Source organism: Agaribacillus sp. DX54, assembly GCF_056858335.1.
Window position 1 is genome coordinate 236,580 of the sequence record NZ_JBXEQE010000001.1, and the last position, 21,191, is coordinate 257,770.

Here is a 21,191-nt window from a genome sequence, read left to right on the forward strand (position 1 = left end):
AAAAAGTGGTCATGGTTAAGAAAAAAGAAGAAAAACAAAAAACCAAAAACAAAAAGAAACCGGCAAAATCTGCAAAAAACAAGGGGCAGGATAAGAAGAAAAAAACCGGAAAACCCACCAAAGATCAAAAGAAAACAAAGCGGTTAAAAGCCACAACGGCTAAAAAGAATACAGCGAACAAAAAGGTGGCCAAAACGGCTAAGGCAGCTAAACCAGCTAAAGTCAAGGCTAAAAAAGCAGACAAAGACAAAGCGAAGCAGGTTGAAAAGAAAGCCACAAAACCGGCAAAAAAGGCCGCCCCGAAAACCAGCGCCAAATCTGTAAAAAAAACCACCAGTGCTGCATCCCCGTCGGCGACTGCCAAATTTAATGACTCCAGTGCCCATCATAATGTCAGGATAGCTATCCGGAAGCTAAGGGCCCTTAAGAGTCTGAATGAGATTAATGCATTTGTAAAAGGGGAGAAGAGAGTGACAATTACCCGTATTATCCCGGGGGTGATTAACAGGATTAAGCGGGTTGAGCAATGAGGATAAGACAGGTGTTGAGAGGATGTGATGATGCATTGAGGGAATGATTTAGGGAGTGAGGGTAGAAGGTGTGGGTGCCGGGGTAAATTAAAAAAGGTATTGGGGAGCAGATGGTTGGGGATGCTACAAGTGTATTACCTGGTTGTCTGTGATGGAGGAGAGATCATTAAAGCTAAAAAAACGTTGTGTCTTGATTAGGTTATCCTGGCTTTTTCGGAAAAAATCGAGTAGCATGGAATCCGCGCAGGGTTTTTCGAAATGTTGATTGAAGGGGATCTCGATGGCCTGGATTTGGCTGAAATCATATTTCAGGGGGTTTTTTACAAGTATGTTCTTGATCGCAAGGGCCCGGCCTCTTTTGTCCAGGGTGTTGGAAACCCCAAAGATCAATTCCGGGTTGGTTTCAAATCCTATGTTAAAAATGTAGCTTTCTTTTTCGTTCCAGTCCAGATTTTCGCAGTCTACATACAAGGCCCCATCCCTGATGGCGATGGTTGAGTTTTTGTAGCGGTGCCCCACAGTTTTGGTCTCTATGACCACCACTTCTTTGGAATCTTCCCTGATTATAAAAGGGGCTTTGATTAATATCTGGCTGCCATCAGTTTTCTGATAATACCGGTAGTAATTCCCTTTATAATACTTTTTAAGCAATTGCAGCGCATGCCGGTCATTATGGTTTGCCCCTTTTTGATCTTCTTTGCCGTTGATTTTGAAATTTTTCCAATTGTCCCATTGTGAAAGCTCAACATCCAGGAAAGTCAGGAGTACATTGAGTTTTTTATCTTTTGCGTTGCCATTGTTCCAATAGGCCTGCAGGGTTTTACCGCTGATCCACAGGTAAGGTTTTTGCACGTTAAAATTTTGAAGGTAGCCGATAAAATCATCCATACCGGAAAGTTTGTGCCTGAAGACGATGTTCTCAAATTCATCTTCACCAAATAACAGGTATTCTTTGACCAAATAGGGAGAGGCAACGACTCTTTTCGCAACTTCCGTATTTATTTTTCTGGCTATTCTTTCGAAAAAAGTCCGTGTGAATTTCGACCAGTCATTGTCATACCTGCCTGCGTCAACCACCTTTTGAAGTAAAGGTGATTTTTCAATTTCCAGCTTGATTTTAGGTGAGATCATATTTCAAATTAACCTGCTTCATCGTTTAACAAAAGCTTAATGTCCAAGAAACGGTCGCTTAATGTGCAAGGTTTGGTTAACTTTCTTCACTAGCGTCAGAGATTTGACTTACATCTGACAGAATTTGTTATAAACATACGAATTAAATCTTTGATTAGGCGGAAATTGGAAAAGAATCAAAAATAAATCTGACCATTTTTATTTTTGATCTGACTGCTATAAATAGACCTGTAGTTAAATGAAAAAGCTACGATCATATGAAAAAACTTTTTACGCTATTAATTTCAGGTCTGTTTTGTTGTCTGGTTTTAACATCTCCGGCACAGCAACGGACGGTAAAAGGCAAAGTAACCGCAGAGGATGGCAGCCCATTGCCGGGGGCGTCGGTAAGTATTGAGGGGACCCATCTCGGTACTATTACCGATGCTGAGGAAGATTACAGCCTTCACGTACCCCCGGATGCGGCGGTGCTCGTATTCTCTTTTATTGGTTACACGAGCGCCGAAGTGATTATTGGCTCACAGGAGGTTATATAGATGCTTGACAGGGCAGAATTGCCAGGGTACGGATTAATTCATCAGGAGGCGCACAGCGGGGCCATGATTGGCCATATCGAAGATAAATTTACCATTCCGGTGGGCCTGCGCGCGGAGATTGATGCAGATCCGGGTTCCATAAAACGGGCAGAGCCGGCAGTTCAATGAATATATTAATTTAATAAATCAGGATTAATGAAATTATTTATACCATTATACTTAATCTTTTTTATTTTTCTTTCAAGTTGCATGAAAAACAATAAAGAAATCATGGAAGATAAGGATCTGCTGGAAAATCTGATGAAGTCCGAACCTGAGAAATTTGCGGAAATCCTCCAAAACAAGGATAAATATGAAACCCAGATAATCTACACCCAAATTAACCGCGACAGCAACAACGTTCCGTCTTTTAAGTCATTCTATTACAACTTTGATCATGACAGGTATTTTTACCCTGCCAGCACTGTTAAAATGCCTGCTGCCTTTCTGGCCCTTGAAAAACTGAATGAATTAGGCATCGATGGTTTGGATAAATATTCTGAAATGTTGATTGACAGTGCTTTCTCCGGCCAGTCTCCGGTTTCAGAGGACACAACTTCCGCGTCAGGAATGCCTACCATTGCTCATTACATAAAAAAGATTTTCCTGGTCAGCGATAATGATGCCTTTAACAGGCTTTATGAGTTTTTGGGACAGGAAACCATCAATAGGAAGTTGCATCAAAAAGGGTACATTGATTCCCGAATTATCCATCGACTTTCCATTCCGCTTAGTGAAGAAGAGAACCGGCACACCAATCCGTTGACTTTCAAAAGGGGAGGAGCTGTGGTTTATCAGCAACCACTGGTACGCAACGATGCGGAATTGCCGTTAAAAGGAAAGATTTTAAAAGGAAAAGGATATCTGAAAGGTGGTAATGTGGTTAATGAGCCTATGGATTTTGGCCTCAAAAATCATATTCCCCTCGACGAACTGCAACTTATGCTCCGGGCCGCCATGTTTCCGCAGTCGGTGTCTGAAGACCAGCGTTTTAACCTGACTAACCATGATTATAGGTTTTTGTACCGATATATGTCCCAGCTCCCCGCTGAGACAACTTTTCCCGCTTATGACACCACAACCTACTACGAGGCTTACAGCAAATTTTTGATGTTTGGAGAAGAAAAGGCTTCTGTTCCCCGGCACATCAGAATATTTAACAAAATCGGATTGGCTTATGGCTATATGATTGACAATGCCTATATCGTCGATTTTAAAAACAGAACAGAATTTATGTTATCGGCGGTGATACATACCAATGCCAATGAAATTTACAACGACGGCGATTATGAATATGAGCAGGTTGCCCTGCCATTTATGCAAAATCTGGGGCAAATGGTGTATCGGTATGAATTGAACAGGAAGAAAGACCACCTTCCCGATTTGTCAGAATTTATGACCGGTTATGATAAAGTGGTAGCCGCCGGTGGAGAGGTACATGCCGACTTATACCAAAACTATCCGCATTATCACCTTCCGGAATTAGATGAAAAAAGAATAAAGCGAGCAGATCTTGAACCTTTCATTGATACATTGAAAAGCGATCCGGTGTTTGAGGTCTCCAAAGTGGGCGAGTCTGTCGAAGGCAGGGAGATCAACCTGATTAAAGCCGGAAGCGGTAAAATCAAAGTGATGCTATGGTCGCAAATGCATGGCGATGAGTCTACTGCTACCCGCGCACTTTTTGAATTATTCAAATTTCTTTCAGCCCATGATGCCCTTGATTCGGTCAGGAAAAAAATTTTGCGACAAACCACCCTTTACTTTATGCCAATGCTTAATCCTGACGGTGCCGAGCAATATGCCAGAAGGAACGCCCTGTCCTTTGATCTCAACAGAGATGCCCTTAGGCTGGTCTCGCCTGAGTCGAAGATTCTTAAAAATACCCGCGACAGGTATGCGCCTGACTTTGGCTTTAACTTACATGATCAAAGTATCTATTACAATATACCTGGCACCGCCTTGCCGGCTTCCATTTCATTTCTGGCGCCAGCCTACAACTACGAAAAAGAGATCAATGAAACGCGCAGCAAGGCCATGAAGGTCATTGTTTCGATGAACAAAGCCCTCCAGGCGTATATTCCCGGCCAGGTAGGGAAGTATGACGACAGTTTTGAACCGAGGGCTTTTGGCGATAATATTCAAAAATGGGGTACCAGTGCCATTTTGATCGAATCCGGAGGATACCCTGAAGATCCTGAAAAAAAGTATCTGGTAAGGCTCAATTTCGTGGCTATCCTGACCGCCCTGGTGGATATAGCCGATGGCACCTACGCTAACCATACTGAGGAAGCTTATTACCGGATTCCTGAGAATGACAGGAAGTTATTTGATCTGCTGATCAGAAATGCGAAAATAGAAAAAAACGGTCAGCTCAACACCACCGACGTAGGCATTTTCTTTGAAGAAATGGTATCGAAAGAGACCGGAGCCATTTATTATAAAAGTGTCATTGCCGATATGGGTGATCTGTCCACCTATTATGGTTATCAGGAGATTGATGCCTCGGAAATGACATTGTCCCCTGGCAGGGTTTATCCCAACACTTTAACTGATTATAAAAAGATTGATCCCGAAGAGGCAATAAAGTGGTTAAGCCAGGGCTACACCACGATCAGGTTAAAGGCTATGCCTGCGGAAAGTGAAAAAGCAGCTTTGCCTTTGAGACTGGTGCCTGAAGGTTATAAAAACCGGCCATCTTTTACCCTTGACGATGAGGCGTATTTGCTACTGGAAAGGAATGGTAAAAACGTCATGGCCATTTGCAATGAACGAATAATAAGCTTAAATAATTAAAACCGGAACATAAAAATGATAACAACACAAAGATTGGATGACCCGGAGTTGGCTGGAACAGCGTGTATAATAACGGGTGGACTGTTGGAAACCATTCATGCCAAAACGGCACATGGTTTGATAAGGGAGTCGAAGCGGTTTGATATCGTGGCGGTTATCGATCACGAGGCTGCAAACAGGGATGCAGGCGAGGTTTTGGACGGCCGGCACCGCAATATTCCTATTCTTTCCTCCATGGCCCGGCTTATCGAGGTAAAGGGTGAAAAACCTGAGTATGCTATTATTGGTATGGCCACCAAAGGAGGCGTTCTGCCCGGGAGTCTTTACCCGGTAATCGAGGAGATATTGGCTCAGGGGATTCACATGATCAACGGGCTGCATCAACCCCTCAGTGGAATTCCTCAAATGAAAAAACTGGCAGAGGATCACGGTGCTGTGCTCTTTGATATCAGAAAACCAAAGCCTTTTGAAGATCTTCATTTCTGGAGTGGTAAGATACAGGAGGTTGATTGCCTGAAAATTGGCGTACTGGGAACAGACTGCTCAGTAGGTAAAAGGACTACCACCAAACTGCTGGACAATGCACTGAATGAAGCCGGTATCAAATCAGAAATGATCTATACGGGTCAGACCGGCTGGCTGCAGGGAACCAAGCATGGCTTCATTTTTGATGCCACCCCCAACGATTTCATTCCGGGTGAGTTGGAACATGCTATGTATAGCTGCTGGAAACATGAGCAACCGGATGTGATGCTGATCGAAGGCCAGGCCAGTCTGAAAAATCCGGGGGGGCCATGTGGATCCGAATTCATCGTTTCGGGCCTGCTGGATGGTGTAATTTTACAACACCACCCCATCAGGACACATTACAATAATTTAGAACATTTTCCGGCCACTATTTCAGATGTGATGGAAGATATAAAAATCATAGAGTTGCTCGGTAGCAGCACCTGGACTTTAACACTGAATACCGCTGAAATGACCAGCCGGCAGATTGAAGCCAGTAAGGAAGAATTATCGGCAAGAATTGGCCTGCCCGTAATTAGTCCCCTGGAGGATGGTTTAAACGGACTTGTTGAACTTATTAAAGAAAAAATGATTAAAGTATGAAAATAAAATCTATAGAGGTCTGGAGGAAAAACCTGGGCAACACCAGGCCTTACACCATAGCTTTTAAAACGGTTGACGATGTCGACAATGTATTCGTAAAAATTAACCTTGACAATGATCAATATGGTCTGGGGTCGGGTAATCCGAGTTTTCAGGTAGTTGGCGAGTCGTTGGATGACAGCCTGAATACGCTGACCGACGAAAATCTGGCATTTTTGATTGGCAGGGATATCAGGGAGTTTTACGGATTGCTTGATGAAATATTGACCCGTTTTCCCAAAACACCGGCGGCAAGGGCAGCGCTGGATATTGCTGTCCATGATGCTTTCACCAAATATCTGGATATCCCATTGGGCGTCTTTTTAGGTGGAAAAATAAAATCCCTGCCGACCTCCGTGACCATTGGTATAAAAGACGTAGCCGACACTTTGGCTGAAGCCAAGGAGTATTATGACATGGGATTCCGGGTGCTAAAGGTAAAGACTGGCAAAGATGTGGAAGAAGATATCGAACGTATGAAGAAGCTAAGGGAGTGTTATAACGGGGAAATGGCGATCCGGGTAGATGCTAATCAGGGATATACCGAACAGGATTTGATCCGGTTTTACCAGGAAACCCGTCAGCTTAACATGGAGTTGATAGAACAACCTGTACCTGCTGATCAGGTGGACCTGATGAAACAACTGCCTGCCGATATTAAGGCCTTAATTGCTGCCGACGAAAGCCTTAAGTCTGCCAAAGATGCTTTCAAACTGGCATCCCCTCCACATGCCGGCGATATATTTAATATCAAGTTAATGAAATCAGGAGGCATTCATCCGGCCAGGCAAATTGCCACGATTGCAGGGGCTTCAAACATAGATTTGATGTGGGGATGCAATGATGAAAGCTCGATCAGTATTACCGCTGCCTTACATGCTGCCTTGTCATTTAACAACACGAAATATATTGATCTTGATGGCAGCCTGGATCTTGTGGTGGATGTGGTGAATCCCGGATTTAAAATTGAAAATGGATGGATGTCAATTACGGACAGGCCGGGGCTTGGGGTGGAGTTGATATGATATCGACCACCCAATCCGGTCGAGCTGATCACCCTTTGAGCTTTGATCGTCAGTATTTTTTTGTGTTATCAGATTGTTTTGTTAGTAAATGTTTGAAATGCACTGTAATGTGTTCTTAATCTACAATTTTGTAGTCACTAGCGACAATGTATATATCATTGAAAATGCGCCACCCATTCATAGCAACTTGTCCAAATACTAGACTCCACACCATTATTTTGCATCCATTTATTGGAAGATGGGGTAAGTTAAAGGCACATACAGTCCTATTAGGCCATAGCTCGAATAAAACCATAGAAATACACACCTGAGTGACCTACTGATATGAATATTATTAAAAATCCGTTAGATTAGGATTTCGATGAAATAAATATGAGCACTACCTTGTAGTATATCGCCAATTGTTGGTAATAATTATAATAGACATAAATGATAGACAAATGATTGAATTAAGTACAGAATTATTATCACCTGATTTACTTCAACAAATAAAAAATTTACAAGGTGAAGTAGAAGAATTAAGAGAAGTTCCCCTGGATAAAATTGCTCTTGAAAAATTAAGAGAACATTTTAAAACACATCACATATTTCATAGTTCCGGAATTGAAGGAAATAGACTAACGCTTCAAGAAACTTCTATGGTATTAAAAGAAGGCATTGATATTTCTGGTAAACCATTAAAAGACAGTCTTGAAGTAAAGAACTTGGGTGTTGCATTTGATTTCCTTTATGAAATTGTCAAAGATGATGTAGAAATAACTGAACATTATTTAAAACAAATTCATAGTTTAATAATTGGAAATGATGACTCTTTGAGTCCTGGAACTTATCGTGATATTGGTGTAATTATTTCAGGTTCTGAACATACACCGCCTGAACCATTTGAAGTACCAATCAAAATGAAAGAATTATTTGATTGGATTGGAGAAAACGAAGATGAAAACCCATTAATTATTGGTGCAATTGCCCATCACGAGATGGTGAAAATTCATCCATTTAAAGATGGAAATGGTCGAACAGCTCGTCTTTTATTGAACTTAATTTTATTAAAGAAAGGATATCCAATTTGTAACATTCGAAGAGATGAGAGACCTGACTATTATAACGCATTAAGTTTGGCAGATGAAGGAGAATATGAGCCTATTGTAGAAGTTGTTACAAAAAATTGTACAAATTTATTTTCGGAGTATTTAAGAATAAAAGACGAGTCAAATAGATTGAAAGACTGGGCTAAAAGAATCGGCGCCAAAGACACTCAACAAAGGCTGGCAAAGTCAAAAGCTGAATACGAGTTATGGTTAAATAAAGTAAATCAAATTAAACTCGAATTCAAACAAGTAGTTTCAGTTATTGACCAAAATGTAGAAAGCTTTTATGTGAGTTTTTATGAATATCCTATTATAACTTTTGAAAAATATCAATTGCTAAAAGAAAATGGAATAGCTCCTAATACGAATTTCTTCTCGATCCGTTTCCATAATAACGATACAAATAGAATTTTATCAACTCTGATGTTCCGATTTTTCCGATCTGGAAATAAATATCCAAAAACGCCTAACATAATCCCATTAGAGCTAAATTATTTTGATGAGATTGATAGAGAGTTTAAGTTTATTGGATATTCAGACTATTCTAAACATATTTCTTTAAGAGCCTTTTATATTGCGGATAAGGGAGATATAGTTGTCAGATACGCTAACTCTAACCAAAAAAAACCGCATTGGGAAAAAGATAATTTTAATATGAAATTAGCAGATGTTGTCCAAAACTTTTTTGAAAATGTCTTCTCTTCAATATTAGGAGTAAAATAACTATTGCCAATCGAGTAGAAGACCGTGAGCCCTAAACCAAACCCACTTTGCGCCTCTCACCACCTAGCGTACGTGTCTCTTACTGGACGGTTCATATTTAGAATCATTCTATCTTTTCCAACGTAGAATAAGTAAAAGCACTTTTCATCAAATAAATACCGTTCATGTTTTGGACATTTTACTGGTTTCAGTAGTGTTAAAATATTATTAGGAATGATGTCACTATCAACCACTATTTTTTATAAATGCTCAAATATTATCAATTACAAAATTTCCAATCTCCGCTCCTTGTTGTATGTCCTCTCCATCTCCATAATCAATGAATCTAGCATAAGATGGTAGACTTTTTAATGACAAGGTTGGAATCATGATCCGGTTGAAGTACCCATGTTAATGAGCGATTGACCCAACCACAGAAAACCTGTTGAAATAAAGACCATAGAGGCTGCGGTAAATGTGAAAAGAAATGAGACACCGAACCGTGTTACCAGGGGCTCGAAGATTATTGGCGATAAAAACTGACCGAGGAATAAGCAGGTAGTGAGCATTCCTATATTTTTGCCTCTTAGTTCTTGCCGGCTTAGCTCCATTATCCACAGATTGGTATTTGCCATTAACAAACCAAAGCCCAATCCGGCAAAGAACATAGCCATAAGAATAACAAAAAATGAATGGGTCATACCTGTCATAAAATATCCGGTTGCCATGAGAAAAAATGCAATAGTATAGATATACGGAAAGTGCACATGTCCTTTTAATCCGGAATAAAACAAGGAAGAAATAATCATTCCAAGGGCATTGACAGCCAGTGCGGTTCCGGATAAGGTGTTCTTGTCGATGCCGATCTCATAAAGCAAAAAGGGAAGTTGGGTGGGAACAATGTAAAACAAGATCATTAAGACAATCGCATTGACGAAAATAATACGAATAAGCAGGCTCGATTCACCGGTTATGCTTCCGGTTGCGGAATAGGTTCGGGAAGGTTCATTTAAAACATTGATTATCAGTGGAATGAATGCGATAGAGGCTAAATAGAGGAGAAACGGCAGCCGCCAACTGATGTCTGCCAATACTCCGGCGACTATTAAAAATGTAACCCCTGCAAATCCAATAAAAGCTGTCTGCAACCCAATGAAATCTTTACGCTCTTCACCTTTAAAATAATCCCCAATCAGCGTTATGGTAATGGTCATAGTGATGCCAATGGAAACACCAAGCAATGCACGGCCTGTAAGGATATGGTAGATATTATTGAGATAAAATCCCGATATTCCGCTACATGCATACAGGACCAAACCTGCATACAGTAATTTTAATCTTCCGTGCTTGTCAATGTAGCGGCCTACTATGGGAGCGGTGACAGCTATGAACAAGGTGGGAAGACTAATCACCAGTTTTGATAGCAGATCTGCATGGGGTGTTTGCTTAAAAAATCGGGCAATTGCAGGAATAGAGGGAGCAACGATCGCCGCCGCCATAATAGTAAGTATGCTGAGAAAAAGCAAAGTAAGCTTTGACAAATTAATTCTGATCATCGGCGATCGGATTCATGGCTCTTTAATTTTCGGCGATAAAATGCATTACCCCATTTTTTAGTTCGAAAATGCATTATGCACTCTCGGGTTCTATCGAACTAAATTTTAGCTTACAGGTGTGCTATGGCTGTAAGTGATGGTCTAATTGGATCATTTCGCCTGTCGCCAGCCAGTGGGCACATGCTTCACCCAGCTTTTCCACAGCTTTTGTTTCATATAATTTTGAATCTTCTTCCGACAATACACCCTTCCATCTGCCGTTTTGCCCTTTATGAATAAAGGTCTTTGCCCCACCATTCCAGAAAATACCACCCAGAGGGACACTTTGATCGGCATGTGATTTCATGTAGTCAAAACTACAATGTTTAATAATTGCCTCCCAATTCAGTTTTTCCGTGTCAATGTCCAAAAACCTGGCAATCCTTCTTATTTCACCTTCCATATCTTGCTTTAGATTGGCAAAATGGACAAATAATAAATTAGGCAAATTGCGAATGTTCCACCAGGAACTCACATTTTCCCAGATCGACCACCAGGGATATCCATCTTTCTCCAGCCATTCATGATAATATTGCTTGATATCATCCACCGGTTTTTCAATGGGTGGTCCCACCAGTCCGGGGCTATCGTTTAAAGCCGCGTACCATTTTTCATTGGCTGATGCATGATGATTATACATACTCCAAACGACATCCCTTCCGTCACGCCCAATGTAAATGTACTTTGCTTTGGGTGAGTAGACCAGGGCATCTACCGGCAGGTGTGTTTTGAGGAACCGTCGATGGGTTTGAGCCTCGACTGCCGGCAGCTTTATTTCGGGCGGTGGTATCCTTAAATCAAGCCATGGTGACATTTCGGCCACAGGCAGATCTTCCGCACCATCAAACAGGAGCTGAGCAATAATCTGTTGCATCCAGGTCGTACCTGACTTTGCATAAGTGGCTATTACAATATCATCATCCCGAAATTTAAAGTCATTCCATATCGTGGAATTAAAGTGATTACTGTGCATTTCCCGGGTTTTTTTAGGCCATTTGTAATTTTCCATCATTTAAATATTTAGTTTTTTGATACGATCATTTAGGCTGATTATTCGGTGTTAGGTGTTGTATGGGCCGAGGGGGTAGCAACCGACAAGGTTTCGATCAGGTGCTTTGCCTCCATCAGGTCCCGCGTTTCGAACCCCTCCTGAAACCAGTTGTAGATACTTGAAACCAACTCGAGGCCTTCCGCAACCTTTCCTTGCGATTTCCATACTTTGGCCATACTCATTGCACTGCGCAACTCAAAGGACCTGGACTCCTGCTCTCTGGCAATTTTTATACTTTTATTAAAACAGTCCTCAACTTCCCCGAGGCTCGCTTCGCCTTTTTTTGCCAATAATAATTCACCTTTGAGCCGATAGAGCTCCGACAGAAAAAGCTGATCATCTGATTGCTTGCTTAGCGCTATTGCTTTGTTAGCTGCCTTAAGGCCTTCCGCTAATTTTGCGGTCTTCAAATACTGGTCAATGAGTACACTCATGTGCATATGAATTCCTGATAACAAGTTGCGTTCAAGTCGCCCTTTAAGGGATGTTTGTACCATTTGAAACCCTTCCTCTACTTTACCATTTTCAATCATGGTAGCCCCGAGAAACAACTTCGCTTCATTACTGAACATAGAGAGGCCGTATTCCTCACTCAACGCGATACAGGATTGTGCATGGTTCGATGTATCCTGAATATGACCACAATACAAGGATACCAAGCTGCTGATAAATGAGCATAACACCTGGGTGTAGGAACGTTGGAGTACATGGGCTTTCTCCAGTGCCCCTTTGGCTCGTGCCAGGGCCTGCTCCGGGTAACCCAGGTACCACAAGACATGGCTGCTCTGAATCATACTGAAAACCTCAGGATCTGATCCGATCAACCGGCTGAGCGTGTCCCTATCCGTAGCCTTGTATAGTGATATGGATTTGTCAAAAGACGCCAGGCTGAGTGCAAGCTTACCCACGTAGATTGAAGTTTGTCCTATCAGCCGGTATGCTTCCATAAGCACTTCATTGACCTGTAGTGATTTGGCGATGTCTAAAGCTTCCTGTGCAAAGTGGAGGGCAACCTTTGCTTTGCCTACAAATAACTGGTGGACGATCACCCCCCGAAGTGCCTGAAATAAGCTCATGCTATCTTTTTGCTGTTCGGCCAGTTCCTTCATCCGGCAACTGGCCTCGTAGGCCGCCGATGAAGAAAAACCTTCGGTCATGATGAGCACCGGCGCCTGGATGGTTAACAATTTTAATTCAAGGGTCGAACGGTCCTCTTCGTTCTCTATCTTTTCTATTAAAGTCAATCCGCGTTGCATATAAGTCAGCGTCTGGTCATAAGCCAGGTGCTGTCTTATCTTATCCCCGGCGGCGATCCAATATACCACCGCCTCGTGAAACATGCCCGCCTTTTCAAAGTGATAGGCAGCCATTTCGGGATGGTTTTCTGCCAGAACAGGTATTTTTTGTGTCAAAGCCTCGGCAATACGCTGATGAAATCGCTGTTGCTGACTCTTGAGTAGCGATTGGTAGGCAACATCTCTGATCAATGCATGTCGAAAAGTAAAAGTAGCCTTAGGAGGTACCCCGCGTTGTAAAAGTAATTCTGCTTCAACCAGTTCTCTAAGGCATGCGCCCATAGCCTTTTCCGGCATATGAGAGGCTGCATTAATAAGTTCATAGCTAAATTCCCGGCCTATGACGGCCCCAATCTGTGCCATCTTTTTGGTGTGTGACATGCTATCCAGCCGCGCGACCAGCGAGTCGTGTAAGGTAGATGGAATGGATAATGAGGAAACAGGACCACGAAGCTCATAATGATCATCGTGCTCTTGCAATATTTCCGATCCCAAAACCATTTTAGTGAGCTCTTCGACAAAAAGCGGGACGCCGTCAGTTTTTCGGATAATCTGATCAATTATTTCCCGGGGCAGTTGTTTATTGCCAGCTATTTTTATAATGATCTCCCGAACAGCTTCTCCGGGTAAATTCGACAGAGACATTGGCGTGATGTGGGGCTGCATATGCCATGGGGGATTAAGCTCAGGTCTAAAACTCAATACGGTAAGCATATTCAATGTAGGTGGCTGATCGGTCAATTGGGTAATAACCTCCAGGGAGGAAGCGTCCATCCATTGAATATCTTCAAAGACCAGCAATAAATTTTGCTCAACGGATCGCTCCAGGTACATGTGGATGAATGCGCCCATGATCTTTTGTTTTTGCTGCTCTACCGAAAATGGTGTCGGTTGATAAATAGTCCCTTCCAGTGAAAGTGCCAGGATATTGGCAAAAAGAGGGACCATCTCCTCTAAAGAAAAACCATATTGAAGCAGAAATCCTTCAAGCCGGCTTATCTTTTCAACGGAGGGCTCGTCATCACTCAATTGTAGTGCCACATGTTTGATGGCCTCTGCCAGGGGATAGAAGGCCGTTCCTTTATGATAAGGGGAGCACTGGTGAGCATTAAGCCAGGCATCACTATCTGCGGCAACATGTGCCATTAAAGCTTGCAAGATGCGGGATTTACCGACACCGGGTTGGCCGCTTAACAAAACTACCTGTGATTTGCCCTGCGTGGCATTTTGCCAAAGTTCCTTTAGTTGCTTAATTTCCTTATCTCTGCCCACCATAGGGCTCTGGTCCAGGCCATTTTGACTCGCCTCAAACCTGCTTTTTGCCATGTTTTCATGAATAACCCGGTAGATCCGCAATGGCGTGGGAATCCCTTTAACCGAATGTTCACCTTTGTCTTCACATAAAAAAAATCGTTGCAAAAGTTTGTAGGTATCGGCACTGATGAACATCGTATTCGGTTCAGCCAACCCCTCGAGCCGCGCTGCGATGTTGGGGGCAACGCCCAGGGCAAGGGGTTGACCTTGTCCGGTACCCCCCATATCGCCAATTACCACATGTCCTGTGTGAATCCCAATCCGGGCCGAAATACCGGGGCGGTTGGATTCTTCCAGATGTTTGCTGAATCGCTGAACTGCCTCTAAAATCCCCAACCCTGAACTCAGCGCCCGGTGTGCATCATTTTCATGCGCCACCGGATAACCGAAGTAAACTAAAATACCGTCGCCCAGGTATTGGGCAACATGTCCTTCATACCGGGCTACAACCTTTTCGCATACGTTCTGATATTCGGTAATCACCGCACGCAGGTCCTCCGGATCCAGTTCATTGGACAAGGCTGTAGACCCTACCAGGTCACAAAACATCACTGTCAGATGCCTTCGTTCAGCTTCATTTCCTCGTTCGGGTTGAGACACTTCGGCAGGTTGAGGCAAGTTGGATGCTTGTTTTTGCAAGATTGTCATACCACAATTGCCACAGAACTTAAACCCGGGAGGGTTTTCAAACCCGCAGGAAGAGCATAGCAAATGTTGCGGCTTACCACAATTACCACAAAATTTTATGCCATCAGGGTTCTCAAAATGACAGTTTGTACAGATCATGCCGGAATTACTACTTAACAGACAATACTCATTAGTTCGATTTAATAACTATACCTACTATCGGGCCCCGTGCATTCCATTCGGTTATTATCTACTCAATGTACCTGTCAAAGCCTTTTGGACGCTCATTAACATTGCATTCATGCGCACAAACGACTTTCCCTGAATAAAGAAATAGCATAATAAAGAAGAATGAAATGCCCTTTTCATGTAGCGACAATTAGTTGGATTTACTCTAAAATAAAGGGCAATTCCGGTATTTATAAAGGGGCTTAGGACGAAGGCCCGCATTTTTTGTCCGAATAAGCTATTTTATTTACCGGAGATGTTTTGCAAAACTTCGATCTGTTCATCGAGGATGTAAAGTTTTGTTAGTAAGCCAATTGCTATTCTCCCAACAGCTTGAATCATTCCGGATGGTTAAATTAAGATCTCCATTTAAAATTCGTAATTTCATACTTGACAATCATTACTTATGAACAATTTTTATGAAAGGATCCATTTTGAAGATTGTTTTTATAAGCATATTTTCATGGGTAGGCGCGCTTGTTTCCCATGGACAAATTGTAGATTTAGCTAGTGACAATCCTTACAAAAAAGTATTCGTAGATACCGATGATTTTGATGCTTCTTATTTAACGGTCCTGGAAGAATCGTGGGATAAAGTGAAGCATGACACAATCGGGCTTTCTATGTTAAATGATCTTGCCTATTACTGGCATACACGTAATTTAAACACTTCTCTTGCCCTGGCTAAAAAGGGGCTGGTTTTATCTGCTTCTGAAAACAATCCGTTATGGGAAGGCAGGTTTCAGATTACCTTAGGTAGTATTTTACTGAGGATGGAAAAACTAGATAGTGCTCTTACAGTACTTAAAGATGCAAAAAACAAAGTGAAGGAAGAAGATCTGGCCTTTTTAAATACACAGTTAGGGTATGTCTTCGAGCGCAAAGGTGAATTGGGCAAGGCAGCAGATTATGCATTAGCGTCTTTACGGCTAGGAGAGCAATTGGATGATAAAAAGGCCATTGCCCTGGCCTATAGCGACCTTAGCAATATTTTTTGGAAGCAATCAAAATTTGAAAGGGGGTTGGAATACGGATTGAAGTCTATCGGCATTTTTGAAAAGCGTGGCATCAAAGACCTGGATTACGATTTTACACTGTATGTGGTTGGCAATAACTATTTAGCACTTGGAAAATACGATGAGGCCCTGGCCTATTATAATCGTTCTATTGAAATGGGAGAGCAATATGGTTTTTATAACAATTTGAGCGACGTATATATTTCTTTAGTGGATCTGCATGCATACCTGAAACAATTTGAAGCCGCAGAATCTGCCGGGGCTTACGCGGTTAAATATGCCGAACTTTTGGAAAATAACTTTATGATCATGCGTTCATGGCTATCCATAGGGAAACTTCAAAACCTGGAAGGAAAAAGTAAGGAAGCCATACAAAGCCTGCAGAAATGTATTAAAGTGGCCACCCGGGATTTTGGGGATGAGTACTATTTAAGCCAGGCTTATGAAGCTTTGGGATTTGCCTTTGCAGCAACCCAGGCCTATGAAGAAGCCTATCAGGCATTTATTAAATATGATAAGCTAAAAGACAGCATTTTTACGGCTGAGGCTGACCAGCGTATCTCCCTTCTTCAAACGGAATTTGATGTCGCTCTCAAGGAAAGCACAATCAAATTGCAGGAAACAGCATTGGCGCAACAAAACACCAGGCAGATAATTATCATCGTAATCGCCAGCTTCCTGTTACTATTTGTATTGGTCCTCTATAAGAATTACCAAAGCAATAAGATGAAAAATGCTTTGCTGGAGAGGCAAAACAAAGAGAAAGAGTTTTTGTTGAAAGAGATCCATCATCGGGTAAAAAACAACCTGGAAATCGTTTCCGGTTTATTGGCTTTACAATCGGCACAATTGACTGATGCCAATGCTGTGAATGTGATGCAGGAAAGCCAAAACAGGGTGCAATCCATGAGTATGATTCATCAGAAATTATATCAGGGAACCAACCTTTCAACCATTGAAATGAAGGATTACTTTAATAACCTGGGAACGCATGTGCTGGATTCGTTCGGTATGGAAAAGCAAGTGAATTTAACATGTGAGATGCAGGCTTTGGAATTGGATGTGGATACGGCTATTCCCTTGGGATTAATTGTTAATGAGCTCCTGACCAATGCTTTGAAATATGCTTTTCCTGATAACAGGAAAGGTGAAGTAAAATTGGCGCTGGAACAAAAAGATAAGGAACATCTGTGTCTGGAAGTCTCGGATGATGGCATAGGACAAAACATGGATGAAAAGATTGGTGAGACCGGCTTTGGCATGCGGCTGGTCAATTTATTATGCCAACAGTTACAGGGTAAAATGAATCGTATGATGAAAGACGGCACCTCAATATCCTTTGAATTTAAGATCGAACATCATAACAGTTAAATCGTTTGCAGTCGTTTAAGTAATTCTTCTTTATATATTTTACTTATTGGGATAGCTCTTTTTGCCACAACAACATAAGTGCTACCCACCTCATCAATTTGTGAAATATTAATTATAAATGAGCGATGTATCCGCATGAAATGCTCTTTTGGCAATTTTTCATCCAGCGCTTTTAATGTCATTACCAACAAGTAATTTTTGTCTTTGGAATAGATACGGCAATAGTTACGCTCCGCCTCGACATAAAAGATATTGCTGATAATAATTTTCACCATCTTTTCGTGGCGCCTCACAAAAATGGAATCACTTAGTATATACTGGGAATCGGGGTTATTATTTGCAACATTTTCCCTATCCTCATGATCACCAATCCGGCTTAAGGTAAGTTCTATGGCACGCTGTAAATCAAGTTTCTTAAACGGTTTTGAAATGAATGCCTGGGGTTTCGTAGATTTAGCACGGTTAAAATGGGCTTCATCCGCATTGGCGGTAATATAGATAATAGGGGTATCGTATGCTTTTTGTATCTGTTTTGCCGTCTCAATTCCATCGAGTTTCCCTTTAAGGCGGATATCCATCAGTATTATATCCGGTTCGTTTTCTTTTATAAACAGCAATGCTTCTTCACCTCGAGGAATGATCCCAATTACTTCATATCCAAGATTTGTTAATTGTAACGAGATATTTGCCCCAATGATCATTTCATCTTCGATGATTAGAATTTTTGTTGCTGATTCTTTCATAACAAAAGGAAGCATTTCAAATTTAGATGGAAATATAACCTTTGATTACAAATTTGGCTAAATCAAACCGATGCTACATTTTCAAAATTAACATTTTCTGGTAAACAAGTTGCAAATAAACCTTACCGGAAAGTGTCCGCATTGCTGGTTCTTCGTATTGAAAGGTTCCTTTTTTAATTTGAAATAAAAATTCCTTGTGGTGCTCTTATAAATATATTAACGGCAACTTCTACAATACCATCACTAACACTAGCGTGGGCCACAAAAGCCGATATTAATGTAATTCCGAATCCGGCATAGGCCCATTCCTTCATGTTGCTTCCAAAAAATGGAAATACCAAAACTAAGGCACCTATTATTTTGGCAATTGCCAACTCAACAACTAATCCCATTTTCTCAAGTGATTTCCTGGCCGCACCGACATACGATTTTACTTTTTCAACAATACTTGCCGTTGGAATAAATGTAACCGTTTTCCATGCAGGTTATCATTGGCAAATTCCTTTTAGACAAAAAAGCCCGAGGATTTCGGGCTTTTTAATACTTAGGAAAGTGGAAGAAAATTTTGCGGGATAAAACACCAGATCCAAAAAAATCTAACTTTCCTTTTTATTTTTATTAATAATAATCTTAATTCTATAAATACAACAACGCAAAACTACCTAAAAAGTTTATAAATGCAAATTACCAAATTCAAAAACCGTACATACAATATTTTTCAAAAATTCTTTATCGAAAGGGCCCTTGAATTGTTACATGTCGGATCTATTGACTCTTACCGGGCCAGAGTAATGAATCCGAATACGATTTTGTCAGAGTTGCTGGAATGTCTTTTGCATTTCAAAAAAGGAAGAATTCTAAACTTTGAAACTGTCGAAAACATAAGGGACGAGACCAGGGAAATGCTCACAAAAGACAGCTTTATTAAGTTTAAAACATTTTCAAGAGAGTATATGATTTCATTGCTTGACGAAATGAAAAAGGACGACTATCAAAAAGTCATTAACTGCCTGAAAATCTCTATTGAAGAAAACCAAAGGTACCTCAATGAACTTATCAAAGCACTTAAAAAATTGATATTCCAAGATGACATTGATTCAGAAAACAAATTCCTGGAATTCCGGAAAATCGAATTAATCGTTGCGCCGCTGGTCACTGAATTATTAAGAAGTGGATTTTCAAAAAGTTACCTGTATCGTTTTTTATCGGCCTTCTTTGTTTATAAGCCAAAGGATACCTTTGAGCAATCTTTTGATGAGTTTATCAAGATCACAAAACGTCAAAAAAAGACTTATCATATTTATTTCAAAATCCAATCTACCAAAGAAATCAAAAAGGCTATAAATCCATTTGGAGGGAAAATTAAAGTCATCGAGGACCTTCACAGGTTAAATATGACAATGAAGGATCCAAAGTTTTCAAAAACCTTTAATAACTTTGCAACTGCTGCCTCAAGTACTACCTATTTTGAGGTGAAAGTAGATGCGCTTGACCATTTCACTGCATTAAAGCTAGCAAAAACGCCAATAGCTGAGAATCTTGATTTACTTGATCTAGGTTTTAACAATCAATATTTAAAGTTGATCCATTTAGCACTGGTAATCGATCAGTCGAACCCGCAAAACCCTGAATTTCAAACTATTCATCATCAAATGGATGGCAGATATAAAACAGGCAAAAGTATTTATGACGAATACAACAAAAAACTTCCCGAGATCATCAATAACAACAAAATATCCTCTGAGACCAAAGAGAAAATCAAATCCGCCATCCGGTATTTAAGGTTAGGGAATGAGGCGTTAGAGGTGGAACATAAGTTTATTAACTATTGGATTGGGTTAGAATATATTTTTTCAAATTACTCATCTAAATCCAGCTTTAATAGGCTTAAAAAGTTTCTCACCACCACGCACTCCGTTGCCTATCTTACAAGGAACCTTATGGAATTTAACAAATCAATTAATCGATTGGGTTTACACAAAAAACTCAAGAATTATAAAGGGCACGACACCAGGTACCTTATCAAAGAGAAACTATATGATGAATTAATGACTTATGTCACTGAATATCCATTGCTCGCATACCGGGCCTGGAAGTTTAAAAGTCGACTTTTTTCACCTGGAAATGATAAGCTTAAAAAATATATTGACAGCCATTGTAAAAATTCAGGTATACATCTGATCAGAATTTACAGGATACGAAATGAAATTGTACATGATGCCTCTATTGGCTCCAATAATGAAAACATCACTTCAAACCTTCGATACTATTTGACATTTATGCTGTATTCCCTTATAAGCCATTTCCATAAACAAAGGAAAAAAGAAAACAATATTGAAGACTTTTTTGTATTGCAGGAAATTAAACTAGGAAATTTAAAACGCAAGAAATATAACCTTGAAGACGTGTATTCGATGAAAGGTCCCATCGATTTTTTGCGCTGACCTAAGGGAAATTGAAAGATTGGGAGTCGTAAATTGCCACCTTCGGTTGGAGAAAAGCGAAAGCAGTAGCGTAGCCGCTAAGATTGATATATAAAAAAATATCCTACAACTTTTATTAAGGATTTCAAGGAATTTACAAGGCAAGTCCAAAAGGATTTTATCAAAAAAGCAATCTGATTATTTCCTCTGTGTTTTATTCTAAAAAATAAGTTGTCGCATTTTTACACTTTCAGTTCTAATCAGGATTTTAGCTTTTTTTTTAACCAAAAAACAGTTTACTAGGAAAAGTTTTATTTCGATGGTTAAGATACCGTCATTGGACTTTTCGAGGGCGGTATCTTTTTACAAAACAATTCCGGATATTGAAATAGAGGAAATAGGAATGGCCCTTCTCCCATAACCAATAGCTGAAAATATTAAAGTATCTTTTTAAATAAGATGCGGGGATACGAATCACAAAACTTCCATCATCATTAGAAATTGTTCCGACATTAGCATTTAATATCCCAAT

15 protein-coding genes and 2 pseudogenes are annotated in these 21,191 nt (G+C 40.7%); 9 read left to right on the forward strand and 8 right to left on the reverse strand.

Annotated features, from left to right (window positions below; all coding sequences use genetic code 11):
* The first annotated feature begins 11 nt into the window (after window positions 1-11).
* On the forward strand, window positions 12-530 hold the full coding sequence (locus tag AC04NP_RS00950; RefSeq protein WP_482857425.1) for a hypothetical protein: 519 nt from the start codon (window positions 12-14) through the stop codon (window positions 528-530).
* A gap of 123 nt (window positions 531-653) precedes the next feature.
* On the opposite strand, the gene AC04NP_RS00955 is transcribed toward AC04NP_RS00950, so the two are convergent.
* Complete coding sequence (locus AC04NP_RS00955; protein WP_482857426.1) at window positions 654-1,661, reverse strand: hypothetical protein; 1,008 nt, start codon at window positions 1,659-1,661, stop codon at window positions 654-656.
* Between the two features lie 257 nt (window positions 1,662-1,918).
* Here AC04NP_RS00955 and AC04NP_RS00960 point away from each other — a divergent pair, with 257 nt between their 5' ends.
* From AC04NP_RS00960 to AC04NP_RS00985, 6 genes are all read left to right on the forward strand, one after another.
* Complete coding sequence (locus tag AC04NP_RS00960; RefSeq protein ID WP_482857427.1) at window positions 1,919-2,197, forward strand: carboxypeptidase-like regulatory domain-containing protein; 279 nt, start codon at window positions 1,919-1,921, stop codon at window positions 2,195-2,197.
* Window positions 2,198-2,365, forward strand: a complete 168-nt coding sequence (locus AC04NP_RS00965; protein WP_482857428.1) for a hypothetical protein — start codon at window positions 2,198-2,200, stop codon at window positions 2,363-2,365.
* Window positions 2,366-2,446: 81 nt separating this feature from the next.
* Entirely contained in the window at window positions 2,447-5,032 is a 2,586-nt protein-coding gene (locus tag AC04NP_RS00970; protein WP_482857429.1) for a M14 family zinc carboxypeptidase, read from the forward strand.
* A 15-nt stretch (window positions 5,033-5,047) separates the two neighbouring features.
* Window positions 5,048-6,142, forward strand: a complete 1,095-nt coding sequence (locus AC04NP_RS00975) for an N-acetyltransferase DgcN family protein (protein ID WP_482857430.1) — start codon at window positions 5,048-5,050, stop codon at window positions 6,140-6,142.
* Complete coding sequence (locus AC04NP_RS00980) at window positions 6,139-7,206, forward strand: mandelate racemase/muconate lactonizing enzyme family protein (RefSeq protein ID WP_482857431.1); 1,068 nt, start codon at window positions 6,139-6,141, stop codon at window positions 7,204-7,206. The genes AC04NP_RS00975 and AC04NP_RS00980 overlap by 4 nt, the downstream gene beginning before the upstream one ends.
* A gap of 440 nt (window positions 7,207-7,646) precedes the next feature.
* Window positions 7,647-9,017 (forward strand): Fic family protein, encoded by a 1,371-nt coding sequence (locus AC04NP_RS00985; RefSeq protein WP_482857432.1) that lies wholly within the window; start codon window positions 7,647-7,649, stop codon window positions 9,015-9,017.
* Between the two features lie 365 nt (window positions 9,018-9,382).
* Here AC04NP_RS00985 and AC04NP_RS00990 read toward each other — a convergent pair whose 3' ends face one another.
* The 4 genes and pseudogenes from AC04NP_RS00990 to AC04NP_RS01005 all read right to left on the reverse strand — a co-directional run.
* Window positions 9,383-10,552 carry an MFS transporter gene (locus tag AC04NP_RS00990; protein ID WP_482857433.1) on the reverse strand — a complete coding sequence of 390 codons (1,170 nt, stop codon included), beginning with the start codon at window positions 10,550-10,552 and terminating at the stop codon, window positions 9,383-9,385.
* A gap of 121 nt (window positions 10,553-10,673) precedes the next feature.
* On the reverse strand, window positions 10,674-11,603 hold the full coding sequence (locus AC04NP_RS00995) for a sulfotransferase domain-containing protein (protein ID WP_482857434.1): 930 nt from the start codon (window positions 11,601-11,603) through the stop codon (window positions 10,674-10,676).
* A gap of 38 nt (window positions 11,604-11,641) precedes the next feature.
* A complete protein-coding gene (locus tag AC04NP_RS01000) occupies window positions 11,642-14,890 on the reverse strand; it encodes an AAA family ATPase (RefSeq protein ID WP_482857741.1) in 3,249 nt (1,082 codons plus the stop codon).
* 21 nt (window positions 14,891-14,911) lie between these two features.
* Window positions 14,912-15,037 (reverse strand): annotated as a pseudogene (locus tag AC04NP_RS01005) (zinc-ribbon domain-containing protein); the annotation flags it as partial.
* Between the two features lie 488 nt (window positions 15,038-15,525).
* On the opposite strand from AC04NP_RS01005, the gene AC04NP_RS01010 reads away from it, so the two are divergent.
* On the forward strand, window positions 15,526-17,493 hold the full coding sequence (locus AC04NP_RS01010; RefSeq protein WP_482857435.1) for a sensor histidine kinase: 1,968 nt from the start codon (window positions 15,526-15,528) through the stop codon (window positions 17,491-17,493).
* Here the strand turns inward: AC04NP_RS01010 and AC04NP_RS01015 are convergent.
* The 3 genes and pseudogenes from AC04NP_RS01015 to AC04NP_RS01025 form a co-directional block, all read right to left on the reverse strand.
* Window positions 17,490-18,236: a LytR/AlgR family response regulator transcription factor gene (locus AC04NP_RS01015; RefSeq protein ID WP_482857436.1), complete on the reverse strand. Its 747-nt coding sequence runs from the start codon at window positions 18,234-18,236 to the stop codon at window positions 17,490-17,492. The genes AC04NP_RS01010 and AC04NP_RS01015 overlap by 4 nt on opposite strands.
* A gap of 173 nt (window positions 18,237-18,409) precedes the next feature.
* Entirely contained in the window at window positions 18,410-18,628 is a 219-nt protein-coding gene (locus AC04NP_RS01020) for a DoxX family protein (protein ID WP_482857437.1), read from the reverse strand.
* Window positions 18,623-18,700: pseudogene (locus AC04NP_RS01025) on the reverse strand (hypothetical protein); the annotation flags it as partial. The pseudogene AC04NP_RS01025 and the gene AC04NP_RS01020, both read right to left, overlap by 6 nt.
* Before the next feature lie 213 nt (window positions 18,701-18,913).
* On the opposite strand from AC04NP_RS01025, the gene AC04NP_RS01030 reads away from it, so the two are divergent.
* The gene (locus tag AC04NP_RS01030) at window positions 18,914-20,680 is read left to right on the forward strand and encodes a hypothetical protein (protein WP_482857438.1); all 1,767 of its coding nucleotides are present in this window, start codon (window positions 18,914-18,916) and stop codon (window positions 20,678-20,680) included.
* The last annotated feature ends 511 nt before the right edge of the window (window positions 20,681-21,191 follow it).

Coding starts and splice junctions, on each gene's coding strand:
- AC04NP_RS00990 (WP_482857433.1), bottom strand. CDS start 10,552: ATGATCAGAATTAATTTGTCAAAGCTTACTTTGCTTTTTCTCAGCATA.
- AC04NP_RS01010 (WP_482857435.1), top strand. CDS start 15,526: ATGAAAGGATCCATTTTGAAGATTGTTTTTATAAGCATATTTTCATGG.
- AC04NP_RS01015 (WP_482857436.1), bottom strand. CDS start 18,236: ATGAAAGAATCAGCAACAAAAATTCTAATCATCGAAGATGAAATGATC.
- AC04NP_RS00980 (WP_482857431.1), top strand. CDS start 6,139: ATGAAAATAAAATCTATAGAGGTCTGGAGGAAAAACCTGGGCAACACC.
- AC04NP_RS00975 (WP_482857430.1), top strand. CDS start 5,048: ATGATAACAACACAAAGATTGGATGACCCGGAGTTGGCTGGAACAGCG.
- AC04NP_RS01020 (WP_482857437.1), bottom strand. CDS start 18,628: ATGGGATTAGTTGTTGAGTTGGCAATTGCCAAAATAATAGGTGCCTTA.
- AC04NP_RS00955 (WP_482857426.1), bottom strand. CDS start 1,661: ATGATCTCACCTAAAATCAAGCTGGAAATTGAAAAATCACCTTTACTT.
- AC04NP_RS00950 (WP_482857425.1), top strand. CDS start 12: ATGGTTAAGAAAAAAGAAGAAAAACAAAAAACCAAAAACAAAAAGAAA.
- AC04NP_RS00970 (WP_482857429.1), top strand. CDS start 2,447: ATGAAAAACAATAAAGAAATCATGGAAGATAAGGATCTGCTGGAAAAT.
- AC04NP_RS00965 (WP_482857428.1), top strand. CDS start 2,198: ATGCTTGACAGGGCAGAATTGCCAGGGTACGGATTAATTCATCAGGAG.
- AC04NP_RS00985 (WP_482857432.1), top strand. CDS start 7,647: ATGATTGAATTAAGTACAGAATTATTATCACCTGATTTACTTCAACAA.
- AC04NP_RS00960 (WP_482857427.1), top strand. CDS start 1,919: ATGAAAAAACTTTTTACGCTATTAATTTCAGGTCTGTTTTGTTGTCTG.
- AC04NP_RS00995 (WP_482857434.1), bottom strand. CDS start 11,603: ATGATGGAAAATTACAAATGGCCTAAAAAAACCCGGGAAATGCACAGT.
- AC04NP_RS01030 (WP_482857438.1), top strand. CDS start 18,914: ATGCAAATTACCAAATTCAAAAACCGTACATACAATATTTTTCAAAAA.